This window comes from Streptomyces sp. NBC_00513 (assembly GCF_041431415.1).
GTDB lineage: Bacteria > Actinomycetota > Actinomycetes > Streptomycetales > Streptomycetaceae > Streptomyces.
The window spans coordinates 1,616,678-1,640,328 of the sequence record NZ_CP107845.1; the positions used below are offsets into that span (position 1 = coordinate 1,616,678).

Genomic DNA, 23,651 nt, shown 5'->3' on the forward strand with positions numbered 1-23,651 from the left:
TCGGACATTCATCGCGGCGGCGGGGCCGTCGCTCAATCGGAGACGGGTGAAATGGAGACAACGCTGCGAGGCGTCGGCGTGAGCCACGGGGTGGCGATCGGCGAGGTCCGGCACATGGGCACGGCCGTTCTCGAACCGCCGGCCAAGCAGATCACCGCGGCCGAGGCGGAGCGCGAACAGGGGCGCGCCCGTCAGGCCGTGGAGGCTGTGTCGGCCGACCTCGTCGCGCGCGGCCAACTGGCCGGTGGCGAGGCCCAGCACGTGCTGGAGGCCCAGGCGATGATCGCGACGGACCCCGAGCTGATGGCGGACGTCGACCGTCGGATCGCCGTCGGCAGCACGGCCGAGCGCGGCGTCTACGACGCGTTCGCCTCCTACCGCGACCTGCTCGCGGGGGCCGGTGAGTACATGGCCGGGCGCGTGGCCGACCTGGACGACGTGCGCAACCGCATCGTGGCGCGCCTGCTCGGTGTGCCGATGCCGGGCGTGCCCGACAGCGACGAGCCGTACGTGCTGATCGCCCGGGACCTCGCTCCCGCAGACACCGCGCTGCTCGACCCGGCGCTGGTCCTCGGTTTCGTGACCGAGGAGGGCGGGCCGACCAGCCACAGCGCCATCCTCGCGCGAGCCCTGGGCGTACCGGCGATCGTGGCGCTGCCGGGCGCCGGTGAGATCGCCGAGGGCACCCTCATCGCCGTCGACGGCAGCACGGGTGACCTGTTCGTGAACCCGTCGGCCGAGAAGCGGGCCGAGCTGGAGGCCTCGGCCGCCGAGCGCAGGGCGGCTCTCGCCGCCTCGTCCGGGCCGGGCGCCACCTCCGACGGTCACAAGGTGCCGCTGCTGGCCAACGTCGGTGGTCCGGCGGACGTGCCGGCGGCCGTCGAGGCCGGGGCCGAGGGTGTGGGCCTGTTCCGTACCGAGTTCCTGTTCCTGGACGACAGCAAGAAGGCGCCGTCCGAGGAGAAGCAGGTCGAGTCGTACCGCAAGGTGCTGGAGGCCTTCCCCGAGGGTCGGGTCGTCGTCCGTGTGCTGGACGCCGGCGCGGACAAGCCGCTGGACTTCCTGACCCCGGGCGACGAGCCGAACCCGGCGCTGGGTGTGCGCGGGCTCCGGTCGCTGCTGGACCACCCGGACGTGCTGCGCACACAGCTCACCGCGCTGGCCAAGGCCGCCGCGGGCCTGCCGGTCTACCTTGAGGTCATGGCCCCGATGGTGGCCGACCGGATCGACGCCAAGGCGTTCGCGGACGCGTGCCGCGAGGCCGGGCTGCGGGCGAAGTTCGGTGCGATGGTCGAGATCCCCTCCGCCGCGCTCCGGGCGCGCTCGATCCTCCAAGAGGTCGAGTTCCTGTCGCTGGGCACGAACGACCTGGCGCAGTACGCCTTCGCCGCCGACCGTCAGGTCGGGGCCGTGTCGCGGTTGCAGGACCCGTGGCAGCCCGCGCTGCTGGACCTGATCGCCATGTCGGCCGACGCCGCCAAGGCCGAGGGCAAGAGCTGTGGTGTCTGTGGCGAGGCCGCCTCGGACCCGCTGCTCGCCTGTGTGCTGACGGGTCTGGGTGTCACCTCTCTTTCCATGGGTGCCGCCTCGATCCCCTACGTGCGGGCGACGCTCGCCAAGCACACGCTCGCGCAGTGCGAGCGGGCCGCCGCGGCGGCGCGTGCGACGGACACGGCCGAGGAGGCCCGCGCGGCCGCCCAGGCGGTGCTGTCCGGGGAGTAGCCGGGCACGTCTTCGATGGAGGGGCCTTCGCCGGTGGCGAGGGCCCCTCGGTCGTGTCCGCGGTCGTTTTCCCACACGTCCGGGTCAGTGGTGGGGGCCGGGATCGTCCACCTCGTAGCCGGGGCAGTACTCGACGCCCGGTTCGGGAGCCACCGGGTCGCCGGTGTCGGCGTCGGTGCAGTAGGCGTTGAACACCGCCGCCGCGGAGAGGGGGACCAGCCGTCCCCGGTCCAGGCGCCAGCCGTGGACGCGGTCCTTGAACTCCTCGGTGGTGCTGCGCAGGACCAGTCCCCCGGCTCCGCCCTGGGCGATGCCGGCGGCCAGGACCGTCATGAAGTCGAGGCCTTCGCGGCCCTCGATGCGGGGTGGGCGGTCCTGGTCGGCGGTGGTGTCCGCGTGCAGCACGGCGACGAGCTGTTCCGTGTCGGTGGGGATGCTGCACACGAGGTGGTGGTGGCCGGGGCCGGCTCCGTCGACCAGGCGTTTCACCGCGTCGGCGGCCCGCTCGAAGGAGGCCCGGCCGATGTCCTCGCCGCAGTCCGCGCAGGTGCCGGCCTCGGCGAGGAGGGTGCCGGCGTACTCCCACGTGGCCTGCCGGACGGCCTCGTCGAGGAGGAGCGGGACCAGTTCGTCGATGGGTTGGCCCTGGTACGGCAGGCCCGCGCCGCTGCCGGCGAGTCCGGCGGTGTAGCGGGTGCGGGTGTCGACGGTGTCCGGGTCCAGGCCGTGGTGCGCGCAGTACTCGGCGTACTCCTCGGGATCGAAGAGGGCGACCGTGGTGTGGATGCCCTGGGCCGCGAGGGAGCGGAGCAGGGCGTCCACGTGGCGGAGGTAGTCCTGGTGGTCGTCGAAGGTGAAGCTCCGGTACCCGCGCATGGCCGCGAAGTCCCCGGCGTCGGCCAGGAGGCCGACCGTGCCGGGGACTTCACGACGCAGGGTGCGGTGCGGGGACCGGCGGCGCCGGGTGCCCGGGGTGTCGTTCGAGCGGGTGTTCTTCGGTGGCATGGCTCCCCCTGAGTGATGCGACGATTCGCTCACTCACCGTAACCATGACCACTGACAGTCACTTCCGGGTGCGGGCCAGCTCCGCGTAGAAGTCGAGGAGTTCCGGACGGTCGACCGAGCCGAGGTTGACCGCCTTGGCCAGGGGCGTGCCTTGGAGGAGGCGCTTGACCGGGACCTCGATGCGCTTGCCGGTGAGGGTGTGCGGGACCGCCGGGACCTCGATGATCTCGTCGGGGACGTGCCGCGGGGACAGCTCCGCGCGGATCATCGCCTTGATGCGGTCGCGCAGGTCGTCGTCGAGGGTGGCGCCGGGCGCGAGGTGGACGAACAGCGGCATCCAGTAGCCGCCGTTCGGTTCTTCCAGGCCGATGACCAGGGACTCCTTGATCTCCGGGAGGCGTTCGACGGCCTCGTAGATGTCGGCGGATCCCATGCGGACGCCCTGCCGGTTGAGGGTGGAGTCGGAGCGGCCGTGGATGATCACCGATCCGCGGTCGGTGAGGGTGATCCAGTCCCCGTGGCGCCAGGCGCCGGGGAACATCTCGAAGTAGCTCTCGTGGTAGCGGCTGCCGTCGGGGTCGTTCCAGAAGTGGATCGGCATGGAGGGCATGGGGTTGGTGACGACGAGTTCGCCGACCTCGCCGATGACGGGCTTGCCGGCGGGGTCCCAGGCCTGGAGGTCGGTGCCGAGGCCGGGCGCCTGGAGTTCGCCGATGTACACGGGGAGGGTCGCGACCCCGCCGGCGAAGCAGCTGCACACGTCGGTGCCGCCGCTGACGGAGACGATCCAGAGGTCCTCGGCCACCTCGTCGTGCAGCCAGCGGAAGCCGTCGGGCGGGAGCGGGGAGCCGGTGGTGGCCACGGCCTTCACGGAGGAGAGGTCGAAGTCCCGGGAGGGGTGGACCTCCGCCTTGCGGCAGGCCATCACGTACGCGGCGGAGGTGCCGTACAGGGTGGCCCGGGTCCGTTCCGCGATCCGCCACTGGGCGCCGGTGTCGGGGAAGCCGGGGCTGCCGTCGTAGAGGACGACCGTGGTGCCGGTGAGCAGGCCGGAGACGAGGAAGTTCCACATCATCCAGCCGGTGGAGGTGTACCAGAAGAACCGGTCCTCGGGCCCCAGCTCGCAGTGCAGGCCGATCTGCTTCAGGTGTTCGAGGAGGATGCCGCCCTGGGACTGGACGATGGCCTTGGGCAGGCCGGTCGTGCCGGAGGAGTAGAGGACCCACAGCGGGTGGTCGAAGGGGACCGCCTCGAAGACGGGCTCGGTGTCGGCGGCGGTGAGGTCGGCCCAGGCGCGGGTGCCCTCGGGGGCGGGGGTGCCGAGGAGGGGGATGTGCACGACGGCGCGCAGGGAGGGGAGCTCGGCGCGCAGCTCGGCGACGGTTTCGCGGCGGTCGTGTTCCTTGCCGCCGTAGCGGTATCCGTCGACGGTGAACAGGACGACCGGTTCGACCTGCTGGAAGCGGTCCAGGACGCTGCGGGCGCCGAAGTCGGGGGCGCAGGAGGTCCAGACCCCGCCGACGGAGGCGGTGGCGAGGAGGGCGACGACGGCTTCGGGGATGTTGGGGAGGTAGCCGCTGACGCGGTCGCCGGGGCGTACGCCCGCGGCGCGCAGTTCGGCGGCGAGCGAGCCGACCTGGCGGCGGAGCTCGGCCCAGGTGACGGGGGTGGGCTCGTGGGTCTCGTCGACGCTGATCAGGGCGGGTTCGTCGGCGCGGGCCGGGTCCTCGCCGGCGCGCAGGGCGTGTTCGGCGTAGTTGAGGGTGGAGCCGGTGAACCAGCGGGCGCCGGGCATGGTGCGGTCGGCGAGCACGGAGGTGTACGGGGTGGTGAACCGTACGTCGAACCATTCGGCGATGGCCTGCCAGAAGGTGTCGAGCGCGTCGACGGACCAGCTGTGCAGGGCCGGGTAGCCGCCGTCGGCGGGGGCTCCGAAGCGCTCGGCGGCCCAGGCCTGGAAGGCGGTGATCCTGGCCGCGGCGATCCGGTCGGGGCTCGGGGACCAGAGGGGTTCCGGCTGGGTGGCTGAGGTCATGGGTCGGCTCCCGGTCAAGTCTGTGGCTCGCGCTTCGTGTGCGTGGGTGCCGTCGCGCGTTCGGTGCGCGCGCGGCGGCTCACAGGGACCATGCCATGTGATCGACAGCAGCACCAGGGTCGTCATGGGCGGCGCGTTGTCCGCCCGCGTCGCCCGGCCGGCGGGTGAACGGGAGCTGAACGCCGCCCGCGCGGCCGAGGGCCGGTGGCAGGGTGAGCGGCATGGACGGTCGTGATCTGGTGCGTGCGGTGATGGAGATCGGTACGGCGGGCGGGAGGCGCGCCTGGCGTTCGGCGTTGCGCCACCGGCGCGCGGACGCGGCGGGGCTCGCGCGCCGGGGCGCGGAGCGGGCGCGGGTGCCGGGGGTGCTCACCGGTACGGAGCCCCGGCCGGGCGGTGGTGTGCTGCGGTTCGCGCGGTCGGAACTGCTGGTACGGGTGACCGTGGGCGGGGCGGTGTTCTGGGCCTGGGACGGGGCGGAGCCGTCTCCGTCGTACGCGGTGGTGGGCGGCGGGCCGGAGCCCGATCCGCGGGCGGTGCTGGAGCCGGACACCGGGGGTGGCTGGCGGGTGGTGTCGGAGCGGGTGACGGTGGCGGTGTCCCGGCACGGGGCGGTGGAGGTGCGCACGCCGGGCGGGACGGTGTTGCGGCGGGAGCTGCCGCCGCGCTGGTGGGAGCCGGTGGAGGGGGCGGCGGGTCAGGGGGCCGGCGGGGCGCGGTGGCTGGTGCGGGCGGAGGTGCCGGCGGACGCGCGGTTCTTCGGGCTGGGCGGTCGGGCGGGCGGGCCCCGGCTGCGGGACGGTTCGTACCGGCTGTGGAACACCGATCCGAAGGGTGGGTTCGGGCCGGGTGACGATCCGCTGTACATCACCATGCCGGTGCAGTGGGTGGTGGCGGACGCGGGCACGCACCTGGCGTTCCACGACAACACGTGGGACGGGCGGGTGCTGCTGCGCGAGGGCCAGGAGGGGGCCGGGTCGGGGGCGGACCGGCCCGGTACGAGCGAACTGCGGTTGGAGGGAGGGCCGTTGCGCTGCTGGGTGTTGGTGGGGACACCGGCCCGGGTGGCGCAGGGCTGGGCGGCGCTGACGGGGTCGCCGGCGGTGCCGCCGGAGTGGGCGCTGGGGTACCAGCACGCGCGGTGGGGGTTCGGGAGCGCCGCGGAGGTGCGGCGGGTGGTGGCGGGGTACGTGTCGCGGGGGTTGCCGTTGTCGGCCGTGCATCTGGACATCGACCACTACGACGGGCACCGGGTGTTCACGGTGGACCGGGAGCGGTTCCCGGACCTGTCGGGTCTGGCGCGGGAGTTGTCGGATCAGGGGGTGCGGCTGGTGTCGATCGTCGACCCGGCGGTGAAGACCGGCGACGCGCTGCACGACGCGGGTCGGGAGGTGGGGCCGCGGGGGGCCTTCGTCCGGGACGCGGCGGGTGAGGAGGTCCGGGGTGAGGTGTGGCCGGGCGAGTGCGTGTACCCGGACTTCACCGATCCGGCGGTGCGCGAGTGGTGGGGCGGGTTGTACGAGGAACGGCTGAAGCAGGGCTTCGCCGGGGTGTGGCACGACATGAACGAGCCGGTGTCGTTCGCCCCGTTCGGGGACGCGACCCTGCCGAGGTCGGCGCGGCACTCGCTGGAGGGGGTCGGCGGGGATCACCGGGCCGCCCACAACGTGTACGCGCTGGGGATGGCGCGGGCGGGATGGGAGGGGTTGGTGCGGTTGCGGCCCGAGGAGCGGCCGTTCCTCTTCTCCCGTTCGGGGTGGGCGGGGATGCAGCGGTACGGGGGTACCTGGTCGGGGGACGTGGAGAGCGGGTGGGAGGGGCTGCGGGCTTCGCTGGCGTTGGTGTTGGGGCTCGGTTTGTGCGGGGTGCCGTACTCGGGGCCGGACGTGGGCGGGTTCGGGGGCTCGCCCTCACCGGAGTTGTACCTGCGGTGGTTGCAGTTGGGTGCGTACCTGCCGTTGTTCCGGACCCACTCGGCGATCTGGGCGGGGCGGCGGGAGCCGTGGGAGTTCGGGCCGGAGGTGGCGGAGCACGCGCGGGGGGTGTTGGCGGAACGGGAGCGGCTGCGGCCCTACCTGGTGTCGCTGGCCCATCTGGCGCGGCGGACCGGGGCCCCGTATGTGCGGCCGTTGTGGTGGGGGGCGCCGGAGGACCGGGTGTTGCGGGACTGCGAGGACGCGTTCCTGCTGGGGGACGCGCTGTTGGTGGCGCCGGTGTTGGAGTGCGGGGCGGACCGGCGGGCGGTGCGGCTGCCGCGCGGGCGCTGGTACGACACGGTGACGGAGGTGGTGTACGAGGGGCCCGGACAGGTGCTGTTGGACGCTCCGCCGGGCCGGATGCCGGTGTTGGCGCGGGCGGGTTCGGTGGTGCCGGTCCGGGGCGGGGACGGGTCGGTGGTGTGGGAGGTGTGGGCTCCGGCGCGGGGGCGCACGGGCGGCGGGGTGGTGATCCGGGATCCGGGGCCGGGGTTCGAGCCGGGGGTGGTGGAGCGGTACTCCGTGCGGTGGGTCGGGGAGTCGGTGGTGGTGGAGGACGAGGCCGGGGAGGTGGTGGAGGGGGTCGTGGTGCGGGGGCTCTGAGGGCCCTCGCCGGGGGCGTCAGGCGTAGGAGCCCGCGAACCAGGCGGCCACCGCTTCGGTGTGCAGGGGGAAGGCCAGGTCGGTCGGTTCGCGCAGGAGGTGCCAGCCGGTGGTCTCGTCGGTGGCGACGGACTTCGGGAGGGCGGCGGCGGGGCGGCGGGGCAGCAGGCCGAAGAGGAGCAGGTGGCCCGCCGGTGAGCTCTTGGCGTCGGCCAGGGTGACGTCGGAGGCGGTGGCCTCGATGCCGGTCTCCTCGCGCAGTTCGCGGACCACCGCTTCCCGCCAGTCCTCGCCGAAGTCGATGAAGCCGCCGGGGAGGGCGACGCCGCCCAGGGCCGGTTCGATGGTGCGGGTGATGACGACGAGGCCGGTTCCGTCCGCGTCCTCGACGGGGAGGAGGGTGATGGCCACCGGGAGCGGGTTGCGGTAGGTCGTGGCGCCGCACGTGGCGCACCTACGGGGCCAGGCGGTGGTGTCGAACGGTGCTCCGCAGGTGGAGCAGTGGGCGTTCCTCGGCTGTTCCGGCATCCGGTGATGGTATGCCAAGGCGTATGAGGACGATGGTGGTCGTGGCGTTGTCGGGTGCGCTGGTGACGGGTCTGGCGGGGGCCCCGCCGCCGGGGTTGGTGGCGGAGGAGGTCGCGCCGCCGGGGTTCGTGGCGCTGGTGGACGTGGATCCGACGATCGGTCAGGACGTGCGGTACGCGTCGGCGCGGAACTTCACGGGCCGGCCCGTCGAGGGGTACGAGGAGCCCGTCTGTCTGCTCGCGCGCCCGGCCGCCGATGCCTTGCGGCGGGCTCAGGCCCGGCTCTTGCGCGAGGGACTGTCGCTGCTCGTGTACGACTGCTACCGGCCGCAGCGGGCCGTGGACCGGTTCGTGCGGTGGGCCGCGGACGAGGGGGACCAGTCGACGAAGGAGGAGTTCCATCCGCGGGTGGACAAGTCCCGGCTGATCCCGGAGGGCTATGTGGCCCCGCGGTCGGGGCACAGTCGCGGGAGCACGGTGGACGTGACGCTGGAGCGGGTGCCGGGCGGGGGGCCGGTGGACATGGGGACGGCGTTCGACTTCTTCGATCCGCTCTCCCACACCGACGACCCTCGGGTGGTCGGGGCGGCGCGGGGCAACCGGGAGGCGCTGGGGCGGGCGCTGGCCGGGCAGGGCTTCGTGAACCTTCCGCAGGAGTGGTGGCACTTCACGTACCGGCCCGAGGTCTTCCCCGACCGGTACTTCGACTTCCCGGTCTCTGTCGCGGCGGTGCGGCCCTGAGTACGGTGCCCGCATGACTTTCGGTTCGTACGAGGAATTCTGGCCCTACTACGTCGCCATGCACTCCAAGGCCGCGACCCGCTGGGTGCACCTCACGGGGACGCTCGGCGGGCTCGCGCTGTCCGTGTACGGGGTGGCGCGCGGTCGCGGGCGCTACCTCGCCGCGCTGCCGCTGATCGGTTACGGGACGGCCTGGCCGGCGCACTTCCTCATCGAGGGGAACAACCCGGCCACCTTCGGGCATCCGGGGTGGTCGCTGCGCGGGGACGCGCGGATGATCCGGATGATGCTGGCCGGGCGGGACGCGGAGTTGGACGAGATCGCCCGGAAGTGGCTCGCCGAGAACCGGTGACCGGGAGCGAGCCCCGTGCGAGACTTTCTGACGATCCGTCAGGAGTCGATTCGGGGAGGGGTCTTGGAACGCACACGCACACCCGTCGTGAGCGGATGGTTCACGGGCACGGAGGCGGGCGGCGATTTCCGGCTGCTCGGCACCCGGTGTTCCGCCTGCGCCGCCGTGTTCTTCCCGCGCGAGGACGCCTGCTGCCGCAACCCGCACTGCCCGGGTGACGGGCGGCTCGCGGAAGTGCCGTTGTCCCCGCGCGGGCGGGTCTGGTCCTTCACGGACGGGCGGTACCGGCCCCCCGCGCCCTATGTGTCCGACCCCGCCGAACCCTGGGAGCCGTACACCCTGGTCGCGGTGGAGCTGGAGGCCGAGGGCATGGTCGTGCTCGGGCAGGCGGCGCCCGGGGTGACCGTCGCCGACCTTGCCGTCGGGATGGAGGTCGAGGTGGTCGGCGGGGTGCTGAACGAGGACGCCGAGACCGTCTGGACCACATGGCGGTTCCGGCCGGTGGAGGTGCGCGCGTGAGCGCCGACGTGGCCGTCCTCGGTGCCGGGATGCATCCGTGGGGCAAGTGGGGTCGGGGGTTCGTCGAGTACGGGCGGATCGCCGCCCGCTCGGCGCTGGCCGACGCACGGCTCGACTGGACCGACGTGCAGTCGATCGTCGGGGCCGACACCGTGCGCTCGGGCTATCCCGGCTACGTGGCCGGGGCGACCTTCGCGCAGGCGCTCGGCTGGCAGGGCGCGCGCGTGACCAGCGTGTACGCGGCCTGCGCCTCCGGTGCCCAGGCCATCGGGGCGGCCCGGGCCCAGATCCTGGCCGGGCTGGCCGACGTGGTGCTGGTGGTGGGCGCGGACGCCGCCCCCAAGGGGTTCTTCGCCCCTGCGGGCGGGAACCGGCCGGACGATCCGGACTGGTTGCGCTTCCGGGTGCTGGGCGCGACCAACCCGGCGTACTTCGCGCTGTACGCCCGTCGGCGGATGGCCCTGTACGGGGACACCGGTGAGGACTTCGCGCGGGTCAAGGTGAAGAACTCCGTCGCCGGCGCGCTCAACCCGCACGCCCGCTACCGCAAGACCGTGACCGCCGAGGAGGTGGCGGCCTCCGCGGTCGTCGCCGACCCGCTGCGGCTGCTGGACATCTGCGCCACCTCCGACGGGGGCGCCGCGCTGGTGCTGAGCAGCATGGACTACGCCCGCTCGCGCGGGTTCGCGGACCCGGTACGGATCCGTGCGGTGTCGACGGTGACGCCCACCTACCCCCGTACCGTCCTCGACCTGCCGGACATCGCCACCGATTCGATGACCGCCGTACGGCCGGCGGCCGGGTCCTTCCGGGCGTCCATCGCCCGCGCCGCGTACGAGGAGGCGGGGCTGGGACCGGACGACCTGTCGCTCGCGGAGGTGTACGACCTGTCCACGGCCCTGGAGTTGGAGTGGTACGAGGACATCGGCCTCTGCGGTGAGGGCGAGGGCGCCAAGCTCGTCCGGGAGGGGGCGACCGCGCTCGGGGGTCGGATGCCGGTCAACACCAGCGGCGGGCTGGCCTCCTTCGGGGAGGCGGTGCCGGCGCAGGCGATAGCCCAGGTGTGCGAGCTGACCTGGCAGTTGCGGGGTACGGCCGGGGAGCGGCAGGTACCGGGCGCGCGGGCCGGGATCACCGCGAACCAGGGGCTGTTCGGGCACGGATCGGCCGTCGTCGTCGTACGGTGACCCGCGCACGACGACGAGCGCGGTCCGGGGGCTTGACGACCCCTGGTGGCGGGTTCACACTCGCTGCACGGTCCCGCGCCGCGACCGGGATCCCGTGACCCCCCATGAGAGCTGCGGCCCGTACCCCAGTCGGCGGGGGTACGGGCCGCCTCCATGCGCGGGGAGGGCCCCGGTGGTGGGGATCCGGTCGGCGGCGTCCCTCGCGGGACGCTCGTTCAGGCGCCGGCGGTCGTCATCCGGCGGCGGGCCCGGGCCAGTGACATCGCGTGCTCCACGACCCCCACCAGCACGTCCTTGACGGACTCGCGGTCGCGGGCGTCGCACAGCAGCACCGGTACCCCGGCGTCGAGGTCGAGGGCCTCCCGGACGGTCACCACCGGGTGCCGGTCGGCGCCGTCGAAACAGTTGACCGCGACCACGAAGGGGATGCCGCGCCGCTCGAAGTAGTCGACCGCGGCGAAGCAGTCGGCGAGCCGGCGGGTGTCGGCGAGGACGACCGCGCCGAGGGACCCCTGGGCCAACTCGTCCCAGAGGAACCAGAAGCGGTCCTGTCCGGGCGTGCCGAACAGGTAGAGCACCAGGTCCTCGCGGAGGGTGATGCGGCCGAAGTCCATGGCCACGGTGGTGGTGGTCTTCCCCTCCACTCCTCCGATGTCGTCGATGCCGACGCCGGGTTCGGAGAGTTGTTCCTCCGTCCGCAGCGGTCTGATCTCACTCACCGCACCGACCAGGGTGGTCTTGCCCACCCCGAAGCCACCCGCGACCAGGATCTTCAAGGTCAGCGGCTCGACCGGCGACACGGCATGCATCGCGCCGGTGCGGCTAGAGCGCCCGAAGGCCATTGATCACCTCACGCAGAATGGATTCGTCGGGCAGTTCGGCCGGGGGCACCGGCCGGGTCACATGGACCAGTTCGTCGTCCACGAGATCGCCGATCAGGACGCGGACGACCCCGATCGCCAGGTCCAGATCGGCGGCGAGTTCCGCCACCGACTGGGGGCGACCCCGGCAGAGCCCGAGGATGTGGGCGTGTTCCGGGGACAGGGTCACGTCCCAGACCGGGTCGTCGGCCGCCGATTCGGCGACCACGAGGGCGATCAGGTCGAGGCGGTGCTGACCCGAGTGGCTGGTCCGGCCGCGGGTCATCGCGTACGGGCGGACGACCGGGCCCGCGTCGGCGTCGAACCAGTGCGTGGGCTCGGGCACCGTCTCGGGGCCGCTGCCGGGGGTGTCGGCGGGGTGGTCCTGACCTGAATCGCTCATGCCGTCCTACTCACCCTCCGGCTGGCAGCCCGGTGCGCGGGGTGGTCGCCAGGTGGTCGCCCACTCGCTTGACCATCAGGGTCATCTCGTAGGCGACCTGGCCGACGTCCGACTCGGCGTCGGCGAGCACGGCCAGGCAACTGCCGTCGCCGGCGGCCATGACGAACAGGAAGGCCTCGTCGAGCTCGACCACGGTCTGGCGGACCCGGCCGGAGTCGAAGTGCCGGCCCACGCCCTTGGCCAGGCTGTGGAAGCCGGACGCCACGGCGGCCAGGTGTTCGCTGTCCTCGCGCGTCAGGTCCTTGGAGCTGCCGGTGGGCAGGCCGTCACCGGAGAGGACCACCGCCTTGCGGATGCTGCCGACCTTGTCGACCAGCTCGTCGAGGAGCCAGTTCAGCGGGCCGGAGCCGCGGCCCCTGGTGTCGTTGCCGGTCTGCGGTGCGGTCATCGACCGTCCCCTTCGTTCTCGTATCCGGGATCCGCGGCGGCGGGCGTGCCCGCCGCGGCCGCGGACTGCTGCGATGCGTGCTGATTGCGTCCCGCGGTCCAGCCGCGCTGGAGGGCGGACATGCGGGTGCGTACGTCCTCCGCGTCCCGGTCCTCGACCGGTTCGGCGGCGGCTTCGGCCGGGGCGGCGGCCGGGGAGTTCTTGAGCTGGGGCGCCAGGTTGGCCTGGCGCACCCGGCGGGGCAGGCCGGCGGGGGCCTGGGCCGGCCTGGGGACCCGGGCGGCCCCGGCGGCCTGGGGGGATCCGGGCGCCTCGGGTCGTGAGCTCTCGGGTCGGGGGGTCGTCTCGGGTTGGAGCCGGCCGGCCTTGCCGCCCGGCGAGAACGGGGGCACCGGGCGCGGTTCCACCCGGCGGCCGTGCTCCGCCACCAGGGTCGGGGCGGGACGACGGCGGGGCAGGGGTACCGTGCCCGAGCCGCGCGGGGCGTCCGGGCGGGCCGCGGACACGGTGTCCGGGCGCGGACGCGAGGGCCGAACGGGGCCGGTCGGGGCCGGCGGCTCACGGTCGCCGTCGAGCTCGCGGTTGAGGTCCCACCGGCGTTCCGTGCCGCGGTCGCCGATCCGGTCGCCCTTCCAGGCCGCGCCGCGCTCCGGGAGCCGGTCGGTGCTCGGACGGCCGGCGGGGCGCAGGCCCAGCAGGGCGCTGCGCGAGATGCCTCCGGGCGGGGTCTCGTCGTCGAGGGTGGCCATCGGCGGCCGGCCGCCGACTCCGGTCAGGCCGGTGATCCCGGCGGTGACCTCGTCGGGGGCGGCGGGTTCGTCGATGCCGTCCAGTCCCAGGAGGCCGAGGGGACTCTCCAGCTCGACCGGGCCGTTCAGGACGGCGGGGGGCAGCGGCCGACCGGCGGGCGCGCCCTCGATGGCGGTGGATCCCGGCCGGCCCGCGCCCTTGCCGAGCTTCGCGGCGGCGGCGGGCTTGAGTCCGTCGAGGCGGATGCCGGTGCCGTTGGTGTCGGGGGCCTCGGTGAGCAGTTCCACCGGGAGGAAGACCACCGCGGTGGTCCCTCCGTACGGGCTGTGCTGGAGGACGACCCGGATGCCGTGGCGGCGGGCGAGCCGGCTGACCACGAACAGGCCCAGCCGGTCGGTGTCGGACAGTTCGAACTCGGGGGTCTCGGCGAGCCGGAGGTTGGCGTCGAGGAGCGCTTCCGGGTTCATGCCGAGGCCGCGGTCGTGGATCTCCAGGGTGAAGCCGTTGGCGACGCGTTCGCCGTGCACCTGGACCGCGGTGTGCGGCGGCGAGAAGACGGTGGCGTTCTCAAGGAGTTCCGCGACGAGGTGGGTGACGTCGGCGACGGCGGGGCCCTCGATGCCGATGCGCGGCAGGCGCCGCACCTCGATGCGCTCGTAGTCCTCGACCTCCGCGACGGCGGCGCGCACGACGTCCATCAGCTGGACCGGCTTGCGCCATTGGCGGGAGGGGGCGGCGCCGGAGAGGATCACCAGTCCCTCCGCGTGGCGGCGCATGCGGGTGGTCATGTGGTCCAGGCGGAAGAGGTCCGCGAGTTCCTCGGTGTCCTCGGTGCGCCGTTCCATGGTGTCGAGCAGGGTCAGTTGGCGGTGCAGGAGGACCTGGTTGCGGCGGGCGAGGTTGACGAAGACCTCGGAGACGCCCCGGCGCAGTTCCGCCTGTTTGACGGCCGCCTCCACGGCGGCGCGCTGGAGGCTGTTGAGGGCGAGGGCGACCTGGCCGACCTCGTCCTTCTCGAACTCCAGCCGGGGGGCTTCCGTCTCCACGTCGACGTGTTCGCCGGCGGCGAGTCGGCGCATGACGCCGGGGAGGCGGACGCCGGAGGCCTCGTGGGCGTCCTTGCGGAGCCGGGACAGGTCGCGGATCAGGTCGCGGCCGATGCGTACGGACAGGACGAGGGAGACGAGCAGGGCGATGAAGCCGAGGATGCCGGCGACGGCGGCCTGGACGAGGACGTTCATGGCGGCGGGTTCGACCCGCCGCTGGTAGCGGTCTCCGGCCTCGGTGCCCATCGTGGCGAGGCCGTCCAGGACCTTGCCGGCGGCCTCGTCCCACTGGGCGGCGGTGAACGCGCGCGGGTTGCGGCGGGCGCCGTCGGTGATGAACCGTTCCTCGGCGTCGCGCAGGGCCTTGGTCTCGGGACCGCTCCAGTAGTGCTCGAAGAGGGTGCGGTCCTCTGCCGGGAGGATGGCGAGGTTGAACTCGTAGAGCAGGGCGCGGTTGGCGGCGAGGTCCGAGACGCCGCGGACGTCGACGGGGCTGACGACCTTGGCGGCCAGGGCCGCGGCGACGACGGCGTCCTCGCGGGAGAGCGTCTCGCGGGCCCGGGTGATGCCGACGAGCGCGCGGCCCTGCTTGTCCATCTCCACGTTCTCCAGGGCGTGGAGATTCATGAGGAACTCGTGGCAGGGGTCGACGAGGCGGCTGTAGAGCTCCAGGGCCTGGTTCGTGTCGAGGCTGTTGCGGTCGACGGACCGGCGCAGCGCCTCGATGCCGCGGAAGGCTTCGAGGATGGAACGCAGGCGTTGGGCGGTCTCGGGGGCGAGCTCGTCCATCACCTCCGGGTCCTTCGCGTTCTCGGTGATGGTCCGGACGGCGGCGTCGGTGGCGGCGCGGCTCCTGGTCAGCTCGGCGGTGGCGGCCGAGGCCCGCGGGTCGCCGATGAGGACGAGGGTCTGGCGCCGTTCCTTCTGGATGACCCGGACGACGTCCTCGATGGGGTATCCGACCTTCTCGATGACGTACGCGACGTCGAGGAGTTGGACGGCCTGCCGACCGGTGATGACCGTCGAGAAGCCCCAGAGGGCGGTCAGGGAGACGAGCGGCACAAGGAGCAACGCCACGATCTTCCGGCGGATGGACTTCCCGCGAAAGCGCATGGCCTCCCCAGCCTCCCCCAGCTCAACCCCGTTGCCGGGGGTAGGTGTTCCGTCATTTAAACGGCGTGAGCCTACTACTGCCACCGGGCGCCTTCGAAGGCCTGTCCGGACGTTTTCGGCCGACACCTCCGGTGAAGATCGCGAGTTGTCCGATAGATCCGGTCAAGTCCAGCCCGATATGCGGCACATGACACCTGGTGGGCCATCGGTTCCCGCAAGGGAGCGGATGGCTGGAACTCTCCGTTCCGTGCTGTTCGGGCACTCGGGAGAAGTCCGCGATGCGGGAATCTCCGGGCCGTCCCGGACGTCTGTCTGTTCGAGGGACGTTTTGGGGACACTTTGGTGGAGACGTTCGGATCGTCATCGTCGGGGACGCATGGCGGACCACGTTGTGGGGAGTGAGCGGAACATGAGGATGTACGAAGAGGACGGCGCGGTGACGGAGGGGTCCGGGCACGGGCTGTGGATCGAGGAACCCGCCAGGCGGTACCGGTTGCCCGACCCGGTGCGGACGTCCGCGGTGCGGGCGGTGCTGATCGTCGCGGTCACCCTGACCCAGTCCACGATCACCTTCTTCCTCGCGTTGACCGGGTCCTGGCTGGTGCTGCCGATGGCGCTCGTCGCGATAGCGGGCACGGTCGTGGCCACGTGGGGCGTACTGGACGTACTGATCACCCGGCAGACGTGGAACCAGCGGTACGGGGTCGTCTCGGCGCCCGGCAGCGCCGCCCGCGCCGGGCGCAGGGAGCGGGGGCGGGGGCGGGACCGGGGGCACGCCGGTGCGGGACCGCCGGTGTCCCGGCCCGCCCGCATACGACACCCCGCCCCCGGCCGGGGGTAGTCCGGCCCGGAGCGGGGTGACGGGGTACGAGGCGGCCGTGCGGCCGGAGCGGGTGCGGTCAGGCGCCCACCGCGGAGCGGCGGTACATGCGGGTGGCCGTGATCTCGCCGTGGATCGTCTCCTCGTCGGGCGACTGCTGGGGCAGGCCCGGACGCAGGTGTTCCTCGACGCTGATGTACTTCAGGCCCGCGCGCAGGTCCGCGTCGTTGCGCAGCCGGATGACCAGCGGGAACTCCGCGAGCGCCGTGGTGTCGAACAGGCCCGTGGTGTAGAGGAGCTGGACGCCGAGCGCGTCCGAGACGGCCCGCTGGAGCTCCAGCAGGTAGGTGGCGTTCGCGCGGCCGATCGGGTTGTCGAGGAACAGCGTGCCCGCGTGGCGGTGCTTGTCGCGGCCCCGGTCGTTGCTGCGCAGCGCCGCCATCGTGCAGTAGAGGGCGATGGCGGCGGTGAGCAGCTGCCCGCCGGAGAACACGTCGCCCATCTGGCCGACCGGGACGCGCTCGGCGCGCAGGACGGCGTCCGGCTTGAGGATCTCGACCGCGATGCCCTTGGGCTCCAGTGCGGCCTGCACGCCGCGCAGCAGCAGGGACATGCCGTCGCGCCGGCCCTCTCCGAAGGAGGCCGCGCTGTTCTTCTTCACGGCCGCGCGGGTGGCCTCGTCGATGACCTCTCCCAGCCGCTCGGTGAGCGTGGCCTGGTCGGGCTCCTCGAAACGGATGCGCAGGAACTCCTGACCCGACCACTCCCCCAGGCCCTCGGGCAGTTGGGAGAGCCGTTGGGCGGAGCGCAGGGTGGCGAGGGCGGACTCCACCAGGCCGCGCAGTCGGTCGACGATGCTGCCCCGGTTGCGTTCCAGCTGTTCCAACTCGTCGGTGAGCACGCGCAGTCGGGGCGCGAAGGCGGTGGCCCAGGCGGCGGCGTGTTCGGGCAGGGCGGAGGCGGGGAGTTCGCGGATCTGCTGGCGGGCGGGGGTGCGCACCTGCTCGTAGCGGTTGGCGTTGGCGTGCCGGACGAGGATGTCGCTCGCCTCGCGCACGGCGGATTCCGCCGCGGAGAGGTCGGCGGCGCAGCCGCGCAGGGAACGGCGTGCCTCGGTGGCCGACTGGCGGGCCTCCTCCAGGGTCCCCGGGTGGGGCACCGGCTCCTGTTCGTCGTCCTGGTGGGTGTGGTCGCGCAGCAGGTCCCGGAGCAGGGCCGCGGTCTCGTCGAAGCCGCCGGCGCCGTCCTCGGCGGTGCGGTGGGCGCGCAGCAGGTCGGCGTGGGCGGCCCGGGCGCTCTCGACGGCGGCGGTGTGGGCGGCGAGCCGGGCGGTGGCGGCGCGCAGCAGGCCCTGGGCCTGTTCCACGTTCTCGGGGACGAGGTCCTCGGGGAGTTCGGTGTGCGCCTCGCCCTCGGCGGGTGCGTGCCGTTCGGCCTCGCCGCGCAGTCGGCCGAGCTGTTCGCTCGCGGTCGAGGCGCGGGTCTCCAGCATCTGTACGAGGGATTCGGCGCGGGCGGCGGCGGCCTGCCGGGACGGGCCGTCGGATCCGTCGGTGCCTTCGAGGAGTTGGGCGGCGCGGGTGCGGACCTTGTTGGTGAGACGGTCGAGTTCGGCGAGGGCGGCGCTTTCGGCGCTCTCGGCGCGGGCCTGTTCGGCGCGCAGGTCGGCGCCGACCCCGACCTTCTCGTAGAGCTGTGAGGCGGCCCGGTAGGCCTCGCGCAGGTCGGGCAGGGGGGCCTTGGCGGAGCCGTCGTCCGCCGGGAGCGGCTCGGGGGCGCCGGCGATCTCGGAGCGTTCGGCCCGCAGTGCGCGGGAGGTGCGGCGGGCGTCGTCGGCGGCGCGTTGGGCGGCGCGGCGGTCCTCGTCGGCGGCGCGGGCCCGGTCCAGGCAGACCTCGGCGCGGGCCTCGGACTCGGCCGCGTCGTCGGCGAGTTCGCGCAGCCTCGCCTGCCAGCCGGCGCGCTCGCGCAGGCGGTGGGCGAGGCCGGCGAGGGCGTCGGCTACGCGGCGGGAGCGCTGGGCGGTGTCCTGGCGTTCCTCGCGGACGCGGGCGGCGTCGGCGGCGGCCTCGTCCGCCTCGGCCCGTACGGTGCGGGTCTCGGCGAGTTCGGCGTCGGCCTCCTCGGCGAAGGCGCGGGCGGCCTCGGCGTGCCGGGCGAGTTCGGCGAGGCGGCCGGGCGGGCAGCCGGTGCGCCAGGAGGCGAGTCGGGCGGCGAGTTCGCGGTCGCCGGAGAGGCGGGCGGCCAGGTCCCGGATCTCGGTGTCGCGGGCTGTGGCGCGGGTGCGCAGGGCCTGGCGCTCCGCGTCGGCGGCCTGCTCGTCGTGCATGGCCGGGTTCGGCGACACGATGAAGATGCCGGAGACGTCGCTGTCGGCGTCGGTCGGGGGCAGGGGCGCGAGCAGGGCGGCGGCGGTGCCGACCGCGACGGTGGAGCGGGGCAGCAGGGCGGCGCCGGACAGGACCTCGCGGGCCCGGGCGTGGGTGTCGGGGTCGATGATGACGACGCCGTCGACGAGTTCGGGGCGGGCGGCGAGGACGGCGGTGTGGTCGGCGGGGTCCACGGACTGGGCGAGGTAGCGCCAGCCGGGGAGGGCGGGGATGCCGTGTTCGCCGAGGTACTCGACGGTGGCGAGGACGTCGGGTCCGGGCGGCAGGAGTCCGCCGTCGCCGAGGGCGCCGAGGATGCGGGCGTCGTCGGCGGCGGCGGTGCGCAGCTCGAAGAGTTGCCGTTCGGCGGCGGCCACCCCGTCGGTGAGCAGGGTGCGGAGGTCGTCGGCGCCCCGGTCGAGGTCTTCGACGGTGAGGCCGCCGTGGAGCGCGGTCGAACCGTCGGAGGCGGGGCCCTGTTCGGGGGTGGTGGGCGTGTCGTTCGGGGTGCCGTCGTCGCCGCGCGGGTGCGGGACGGTGGCGTCGGGGGCGCCCGGGAGGCCCAGGAGGGCGGCCAGGCGCGGGGCTTCGGCGAGCGAGGCGGCGGCGCGGGCCTCCGCCTCGTGCGCGGACTCGGCGGCGTCCGCGGCGTCCGCGGCGCGGGCGGCGGTGAGTTCGGCGCGGGATTCCGCGGTGGCGGCCTCGCGGGCGGTCTCGGCGGCGGCGCGGGCGGCCTCGCGGGACTCCTCCCAGGCGGCGACGGCGGTCTTCTCGGCGTCGCTGGCGGCGAGCGCGGCGCGGGCGGGGTCGGCGTCGGGTTCGGAGTCGTCGAGCCATCCGGCCTCGACGGCCTCGGCGGTCTCCTGTTGGACCTCCGCGAGGCGGGCCCGGAGGTGTTCGGACTCGCTGCGGGCGCGCTGGGCGGCGGTGGCGGCGGAGGTGGCGTCGCGGTGGGCGGTCTCGCCGAGGGCCTGGAGTTCCGCGGACCGTTCCTCCTCCTCGTTGGCGAGGGTCTCGCCGTGTTCGGCGGCGGTGTGCAGGGCCCGTACGAGTTCCGCGGCGGCGGTGGCGCGTGCGGCCAGCGCCGGGGCGGCGTCCCGTTCGGCTTCGAGGATCGCGGCGGCGACGCGGGCGGAGCGGTCGGCGGCGGCCCGGTGGCGCAGCACGATCTCGGCGGCCTGCCAGGCGGAGTGCAGGGTGCGGGCTTCGAGGAGTTCGCGGCGCTGGGCGGCGGCGGCCTTGTCTGCGACGGTGAGGGCCAGCGAGGCGTGCCGGTAGGCGAGTTCGGCTGACACGGCGGCGCCGCGGCCGCGGGCGGTCTCGGCTCCGGTGACCTGGTGGGCGGCTTCGGTGACCCGCTGGGCGAGGTCGGCGGCGCGGCCCCGTTCCTCGACGGCGCGGGCGGACAGCCGCCGGGCGAGGGTGCGTGTGCGGCGTTCGGCGCCGGCGTGGACGTCGCGCAGCCGGGAGCGGGTCTCGGCGGCTTCGACGATGCGGTGCAGGAGGTCGACCGAGCCGGCGGTGAAGTCGCGTTCGGCCATGAGTTCGGCGCGGCGGCCGAGTTTGTTGCCGAAGCCGTGGACGAGGTCGGCCAGTCCGTCGGTGTCGCGGGTGTCGGTGACGGCGCGCAGCAGCAGGTCGGTGAAGTCGGAGTCCTTCTTGACGGCGAAGAGGCCGGCGGCCTCGCCCTCGTCGGCGTTCATCTCGCGCTGGTAGCGGAACAGTTCGGGGTCGAGGCCGACCTCCGTGAGGTGTTCGTTCCAGCGGTCGTGGATCTCCTCCCAGTACACCTCCAGGTGCGGGTACGCCTTGCCGGCGTCGGTGAGGGCGTCGCGGAAGCCCTTCATCGTGCGGCGGCGGCCCTGTGCGCCGGACGCGCCCTCGACGGGCGGTCGGACGGCGGTGGCCTCGGCGACGGGGAGGTTGTCGAGGCCGAGTCCCGGTCCGGGGCGGAAGGAGTACCAGGCCTCGGCGAACTTGCGGGGGTCGTTGGAGACCTGCCGGCCCCGCCATTCGCTGACCTTGCCGACGACCACGCACTCGCCGGTCTGGGTGTGCTGCCATTCCAGGGCGACGTGGCCGCAGTCGTCGGCGAGCAGGAACTTGCGCAGGACGCCCGAGCTGGCGCCGCCGAGGGTGTTGCGGTGGCCGGGCAGCATCACCGAGAAGATCAGTTTGAGGAGGACGGACTTGCCGCCGCCGTTCTCCAGGAAGAGCACGCCCGCGGGCGCCGGGCGCCGGGGCGGGCCGGTGGGCTCGTCCTCGAAGAACTCCGCCTGGGCGGGCGCCGGGTGGGGCACCGGTTCGCCGACTCCGCGCAGGTCGAGCACGGTGTCGGCGTAGCGCGCGCCGGCGGGCCCGATGGAGTAGAGGCGGATCCGGGACAGCTCGTACATGGCGGCGGACTCTCGTGGTCTCTCGTGGGTCGTACGGAGGACAGGTGGCGCGGGGCTCGCTCAGGCGTGGAAGGGGAGCCCGGCGTCGGCGGCGAGTTCCAGGTCGTCGCCCTCGGGCGGCGGCAACAGGGTGGCGGAGCCGTCGCTGACGGGGACCACGCCGAGTTCCAGCAGTTCGGCCATGGCCGCGCTGCCCGCCATGTCGCGGACCTGGAGCTGGTAGCGGGGGGTGGTGCGGTAGGTGCCTCCGGCGTCGTCGCCGGTGCGCTGGAGGAAGCCGGATTCGGTGAGGAAGGCGGCGGCCTTGCCGACGATGCCCGTGGTGGAGCCGGCGAGCCGTCGGGCGTCCTTGGTGGCGCCGGTGGCGGAGCGGCGGGCGTAGACCCGCCAGCCGGCCTCCAGGCCGGGGGCGTCGGAGGCGGGGTCGGTGTTCTCGCCGAGTTCGTCGGCGCGCTCTTCGAGGCGGCGGCAGGTCTGCCGGACGAAGGCGTCGACGCCGTTGACGGTGATCCGGCCGATGTAGCCGTCGTCGGCGAGGTCCTCGGGGCGCGGGAAGGCGAGGGCGGCGACGGCCAGGTGGGCGAGGCCGTGCAGGAAGCGGTCGCCGCCGTCGGCGGTGGTGCGGCGGGCGTAGTCACCCATCCGGACGGCGAAGACGGAATCCTCGCCGGCGGCCACGGCCATGCCGGCGCGGGGCGAGACCTCCAGCACGATCAGGCCGAGGCCGGTGGCGACGGCGTCGGCGAGGCGGCCGAAGGCGGGTTCCTCGCGGTAGCGGCGCAGCAGTTCGGCGTACTCGGCGTCGCGGGCGGGCAGCAGCTTGGGCTGGAGTCCGAACGCGACGAGGCGCGCCGCGTCGGCGGCGTCCGCCGGGGTCACGGGGTGGGTGGTCCCGGTCGGAGCCGATGCCGCGTCGGGCTCGCTCCACGCGGGGTGCTCGGCGTGGGTCTCGCTCACGGGTGCGGCTCCTCGGCAATGCGGTACGGGTGGTGGTCTCGGGGGGCGCGGGCCGGGTCGGCGGCGGGGCGCCGCCGGGGCCGCGGGAGTCCGGGCGACGAGCGCGTCGGGGTGTCCGCGCGGCGTTCGGTCGGCGCCGGGGCGGTGGTCGCACCGGTGGTGGTCGCGCCGACAGCGGTGACAGCGGTGACGCGGGCGGTGCTCACGCCGCCTCCGTGCGGTCCGCGGTCATCGCCGCGGAGTCGAGGAGCGCGGTGCCGACGATCAGGTCGGCGCCGCCGAACTCCGGGTCGTCGAGCTCGGCGCCGTCGTCCACGGCGAACAGGAGTCGTTCCTCACCCTGGCGGTAGGCCGTGCCCACGGCGGGGCTCGCCGCGTGGACGGCCAGCAGTGCCACCAGGTACGGCAGGTCGGGGTCCTTTCGACGAGCCTCGGCGAGCAGGCCGGAGAGCCGGCGCGGGGCGTCGTGCGGCAGGTCCAGCAGCTTCATGGCGGCGGCGAGCTGCTCGTCGCTGAACCGGCTGTCGTCGGGGGTGGCGATGAGGTCCGGTTCGGGCATCTCCACGCCGAGGTGTTCGCGTTCCTGGGGCGGGGTCAGCAGGATCTCGACCAGGTCCGCCATCCGGACCGAGACGGGGGTGCGCAGTCCCGTGCCCGCCGCGAAGAAGGCGTCGGTGACCCGTGTCGCCTGCTCCAGCGGCAGCGGCAGGACCGGGGAGACGAGTTGTCCGTACAGGTCGATGCCGGTGCGCGGCGCGGGGGCGGCGAAGGCCTGGCGGTCCTGTTCGGCGCGGAAGAGCGGACCGGCGTCGAGCAGCCGGGACTGGAGCTGGGTGTGGCGGCGGATGCAGTCCTTGACGATGTCGACGAGTTCGGCGGCGCGCCGCTTGTTGTCGGGGTCCTCGGCCTCGTCCCGTGCCTTGCGGATGTTGGTCAGGATCGCGTTCTCGTGCCGGTAGCGGTCGGCGACGTGGTCCAGCGCTTCGGCGATCATGTCGGGGACGGCCTCCAGCCAGTCCACGGCGCGTACGTTGCGGCGCGTGGCGTCCAGGGTGCGGCGCAGCGTCTCGGCGTACTGGACGGTCCGGTAGCGCGCCTGTTCGGCGGCCAGTTGGGCGTCCGCGAGGCGGCCCCGGCTGATCAGCACCTCCAGCTTGACCTCGGCGGCGATCTGGGCGCTCGTGACGTCGGTGTCGAGGGCTCCGACGAGGACGTTGACGGCCTCGTCGGTGGTGCGCAGGTAGACGACCCCGCCGTGGCCGGGGACCTCTTCGATCAGCTTGAAGTCGTAGTCGCGGCGGACGTACACGCCGTCCGGGCCGAAGGTGCCGTACATCGCGCGGAAGCCCCGGTCGACGCTGCCGACGTTGATCAGGTTCTCCAGGACCCAGCGGGCCACCCGCTCGTGTTCGGCGACCGGCCGGGCGGGCGCCTGTGCCGCGACGCGCGGCAGCAGCCTGGCCACTATCTGCTCGTGGTCCGCGCCGGTGTCGAAGTCCATGTTGAGCGTGACCAGGTCGATCGCGGACAGGGCGACCTCGGCCATCGCGTAGACCCCGTACTCGCCGGCCAGATTGGCCTTGCGCACGTCGAGGTCGTGGAGCGGGGCGGTGCAGGCGAGGGCGCGCAGCCGCCGGGCCAGGCCCTCGTCGGCGGCCGGGCCCGGCGCCGGGGACGGAAGGGTCTTCGCCGGGGCAGGGAGAGTCACGACGGAAAGACTAGGCGCTGACACGGACAACATCCCAAACGGCATGGTTCGGCCGGATCGTCCCCGGTCGTTCGGAACGGGCGCTGTTCTACGCTCACCGCATGGCTTCCATGA

19 protein-coding genes are annotated in these 23,651 nt (G+C 73.9%); 8 read left to right on the forward strand and 11 right to left on the reverse strand.

Translation table 11 applies throughout. The annotated features are described in order from the left end of the window. Positions 1 to 51: 51 nt before the first annotated feature. Positions 52 to 1,722 (forward strand): phosphoenolpyruvate--protein phosphotransferase, encoded by a 1,671-nt coding sequence (gene ptsP, locus OHA84_RS07650; protein WP_053676865.1) that lies wholly within the window; start codon positions 52 to 54, stop codon positions 1,720 to 1,722. Positions 1,723 to 1,806: 84 nt separating this feature from the next. Here ptsP and OHA84_RS07655 read toward each other — a convergent pair whose 3' ends face one another. Then, positions 1,807 to 2,727 carry a hypothetical protein gene (locus OHA84_RS07655; protein ID WP_234349958.1) on the reverse strand — a complete coding sequence of 307 codons (921 nt, stop codon included), beginning with the start codon at positions 2,725 to 2,727 and terminating at the stop codon, positions 1,807 to 1,809. A gap of 58 nt (positions 2,728 to 2,785) precedes the next feature. Next, positions 2,786 to 4,762, reverse strand: a complete 1,977-nt coding sequence (locus OHA84_RS07660; protein ID WP_266972481.1) for an acetoacetate--CoA ligase — start codon at positions 4,760 to 4,762, stop codon at positions 2,786 to 2,788. Positions 4,763 to 4,859: 97 nt separating this feature from the next. Here OHA84_RS07660 and OHA84_RS07665 point away from each other — a divergent pair, with 97 nt between their 5' ends. Together OHA84_RS07665 and OHA84_RS07670 are read left to right on the forward strand one after the other, a co-directional pair. Continuing rightward, positions 4,860 to 4,997, forward strand: a complete 138-nt coding sequence (locus OHA84_RS07665) for a hypothetical protein (RefSeq protein ID WP_266951562.1) — start codon at positions 4,860 to 4,862, stop codon at positions 4,995 to 4,997. Then, positions 4,984 to 7,341, forward strand: a complete 2,358-nt coding sequence (locus tag OHA84_RS07670) for a glycoside hydrolase family 31 protein (protein WP_266972479.1) — start codon at positions 4,984 to 4,986, stop codon at positions 7,339 to 7,341. The genes OHA84_RS07665 and OHA84_RS07670 overlap by 14 nt, the downstream gene beginning before the upstream one ends. 18 nt (positions 7,342 to 7,359) lie before the next feature. On the opposite strand, the gene OHA84_RS07675 is transcribed toward OHA84_RS07670, so the two are convergent. Continuing rightward, complete coding sequence (locus tag OHA84_RS07675; protein ID WP_053681832.1) at positions 7,360 to 7,869, reverse strand: NUDIX domain-containing protein; 510 nt, start codon at positions 7,867 to 7,869, stop codon at positions 7,360 to 7,362. Between the two features lie 23 nt (positions 7,870 to 7,892). Here OHA84_RS07675 and OHA84_RS07680 point away from each other — a divergent pair, with 23 nt between their 5' ends. From OHA84_RS07680 to OHA84_RS07695, 4 genes are all read left to right on the forward strand, one after another. After that, the gene (locus tag OHA84_RS07680) at positions 7,893 to 8,609 is read left to right on the forward strand and encodes a M15 family metallopeptidase (protein WP_266972476.1); all 717 of its coding nucleotides are present in this window, start codon (positions 7,893 to 7,895) and stop codon (positions 8,607 to 8,609) included. 13 nt (positions 8,610 to 8,622) lie between these two features. Then, positions 8,623 to 8,961, forward strand: coding sequence for a DUF962 domain-containing protein (locus OHA84_RS07685; protein ID WP_053681830.1), 339 nt, complete (start codon positions 8,623 to 8,625; stop codon positions 8,959 to 8,961). A gap of 63 nt (positions 8,962 to 9,024) precedes the next feature. Beyond that, positions 9,025 to 9,480 carry a Zn-ribbon domain-containing OB-fold protein gene (locus OHA84_RS07690; RefSeq protein WP_053681829.1) on the forward strand — a complete coding sequence of 152 codons (456 nt, stop codon included), beginning with the start codon at positions 9,025 to 9,027 and terminating at the stop codon, positions 9,478 to 9,480. After that, positions 9,477 to 10,667, forward strand: a complete 1,191-nt coding sequence (locus tag OHA84_RS07695) for a lipid-transfer protein (protein WP_053681828.1) — start codon at positions 9,477 to 9,479, stop codon at positions 10,665 to 10,667. Before OHA84_RS07690 ends, OHA84_RS07695 begins: the two co-directional genes overlap by 4 nt. Before the next feature lie 215 nt (positions 10,668 to 10,882). Here the strand turns inward: OHA84_RS07695 and OHA84_RS07700 are convergent, their stop codons facing one another. The 4 genes from OHA84_RS07700 to OHA84_RS07715 are packed head-to-tail and all read right to left on the reverse strand — an operon-like array spanning position 10,883 to position 15,287. Further along, complete coding sequence (locus tag OHA84_RS07700; protein ID WP_053681827.1) at positions 10,883 to 11,509, reverse strand: ATP/GTP-binding protein; 627 nt, start codon at positions 11,507 to 11,509, stop codon at positions 10,883 to 10,885. Then, positions 11,490 to 11,930, reverse strand: a complete 441-nt coding sequence (locus OHA84_RS07705) for a DUF742 domain-containing protein (protein ID WP_078999323.1) — start codon at positions 11,928 to 11,930, stop codon at positions 11,490 to 11,492. Before OHA84_RS07705 ends, OHA84_RS07700 begins: the two co-directional genes overlap by 20 nt. 10 nt (positions 11,931 to 11,940) lie before the next feature. Continuing rightward, positions 11,941 to 12,378, reverse strand: a complete 438-nt coding sequence (locus tag OHA84_RS07710; RefSeq protein WP_053681826.1) for a roadblock/LC7 domain-containing protein — start codon at positions 12,376 to 12,378, stop codon at positions 11,941 to 11,943. Next, entirely contained in the window at positions 12,375 to 15,287 is a 2,913-nt protein-coding gene (locus OHA84_RS07715) for a nitrate- and nitrite sensing domain-containing protein (protein ID WP_053681825.1), read from the reverse strand. Before OHA84_RS07715 ends, OHA84_RS07710 begins: the two co-directional genes overlap by 4 nt. Before the next feature lie 409 nt (positions 15,288 to 15,696). Here OHA84_RS07715 and OHA84_RS07720 point away from each other — a divergent pair, with 409 nt between their 5' ends. Beyond that, complete coding sequence (locus OHA84_RS07720; RefSeq protein ID WP_266972471.1) at positions 15,697 to 16,128, forward strand: hypothetical protein; 432 nt, start codon at positions 15,697 to 15,699, stop codon at positions 16,126 to 16,128. 58 nt (positions 16,129 to 16,186) lie between these two features. Here OHA84_RS07720 and OHA84_RS07725 read toward each other — a convergent pair whose 3' ends face one another. From OHA84_RS07725 to OHA84_RS07740, 4 genes are read right to left on the reverse strand one after another with little or no spacing between them, the layout of a single operon-like run. Next, positions 16,187 to 20,872 (reverse strand): hypothetical protein, encoded by a 4,686-nt coding sequence (locus tag OHA84_RS07725; protein ID WP_266972469.1) that lies wholly within the window; start codon positions 20,870 to 20,872, stop codon positions 16,187 to 16,189. 60 nt (positions 20,873 to 20,932) lie between these two features. Continuing rightward, complete coding sequence (locus OHA84_RS07730; RefSeq protein WP_053681823.1) at positions 20,933 to 21,829, reverse strand: hypothetical protein; 897 nt, start codon at positions 21,827 to 21,829, stop codon at positions 20,933 to 20,935. Further along, entirely contained in the window at positions 21,826 to 22,035 is a 210-nt protein-coding gene (locus OHA84_RS07735; RefSeq protein WP_266972466.1) for a hypothetical protein, read from the reverse strand. Before OHA84_RS07735 ends, OHA84_RS07730 begins: the two co-directional genes overlap by 4 nt. Then, positions 22,032 to 23,582, reverse strand: coding sequence for a hypothetical protein (locus OHA84_RS07740; protein ID WP_371591330.1), 1,551 nt, complete (start codon positions 23,580 to 23,582; stop codon positions 22,032 to 22,034). The genes OHA84_RS07735 and OHA84_RS07740 overlap by 4 nt, the downstream gene beginning before the upstream one ends. Between the last annotated feature and the right edge of the window lie 69 nt (positions 23,583 to 23,651).

What these genes read in the sequence shown, in the direction of transcription:
- ptsP (WP_053676865.1), top strand. Translation starts at nt 52, where the DNA reads ATGGAGACAACGCTGCGAGGCGTCGGCGTGAGCCACGGGGTGGCGATC.
- OHA84_RS07655 (WP_234349958.1), bottom strand. Translation starts at nt 2,727, where the DNA reads ATGCCACCGAAGAACACCCGCTCGAACGACACCCCGGGCACCCGGCGC.
- OHA84_RS07660 (WP_266972481.1), bottom strand. Translation starts at nt 4,762, where the DNA reads ATGACCTCAGCCACCCAGCCGGAACCCCTCTGGTCCCCGAGCCCCGAC.
- OHA84_RS07670 (WP_266972479.1), top strand. Translation starts at nt 4,984, where the DNA reads ATGGACGGTCGTGATCTGGTGCGTGCGGTGATGGAGATCGGTACGGCG.
- OHA84_RS07675 (WP_053681832.1), bottom strand. Translation starts at nt 7,869, where the DNA reads ATGCCGGAACAGCCGAGGAACGCCCACTGCTCCACCTGCGGAGCACCG.
- OHA84_RS07680 (WP_266972476.1), top strand. Translation starts at nt 7,893, where the DNA reads ATGAGGACGATGGTGGTCGTGGCGTTGTCGGGTGCGCTGGTGACGGGT.
- OHA84_RS07685 (WP_053681830.1), top strand. Translation starts at nt 8,623, where the DNA reads ATGACTTTCGGTTCGTACGAGGAATTCTGGCCCTACTACGTCGCCATG.
- OHA84_RS07700 (WP_053681827.1), bottom strand. Translation starts at nt 11,509, where the DNA reads ATGGCCTTCGGGCGCTCTAGCCGCACCGGCGCGATGCATGCCGTGTCG.
- OHA84_RS07705 (WP_078999323.1), bottom strand. Translation starts at nt 11,930, where the DNA reads ATGAGCGATTCAGGTCAGGACCACCCCGCCGACACCCCCGGCAGCGGC.
- OHA84_RS07710 (WP_053681826.1), bottom strand. Translation starts at nt 12,378, where the DNA reads ATGACCGCACCGCAGACCGGCAACGACACCAGGGGCCGCGGCTCCGGC.
- OHA84_RS07715 (WP_053681825.1), bottom strand. Translation starts at nt 15,287, where the DNA reads ATGCGCTTTCGCGGGAAGTCCATCCGCCGGAAGATCGTGGCGTTGCTC.
- OHA84_RS07720 (WP_266972471.1), top strand. Translation starts at nt 15,697, where the DNA reads ATGAGGATGTACGAAGAGGACGGCGCGGTGACGGAGGGGTCCGGGCAC.
- OHA84_RS07725 (WP_266972469.1), bottom strand. Translation starts at nt 20,872, where the DNA reads ATGTACGAGCTGTCCCGGATCCGCCTCTACTCCATCGGGCCCGCCGGC.
- OHA84_RS07740 (WP_371591330.1), bottom strand. Translation starts at nt 23,582, where the DNA reads ATGCCGTTTGGGATGTTGTCCGTGTCAGCGCCTAGTCTTTCCGTCGTG.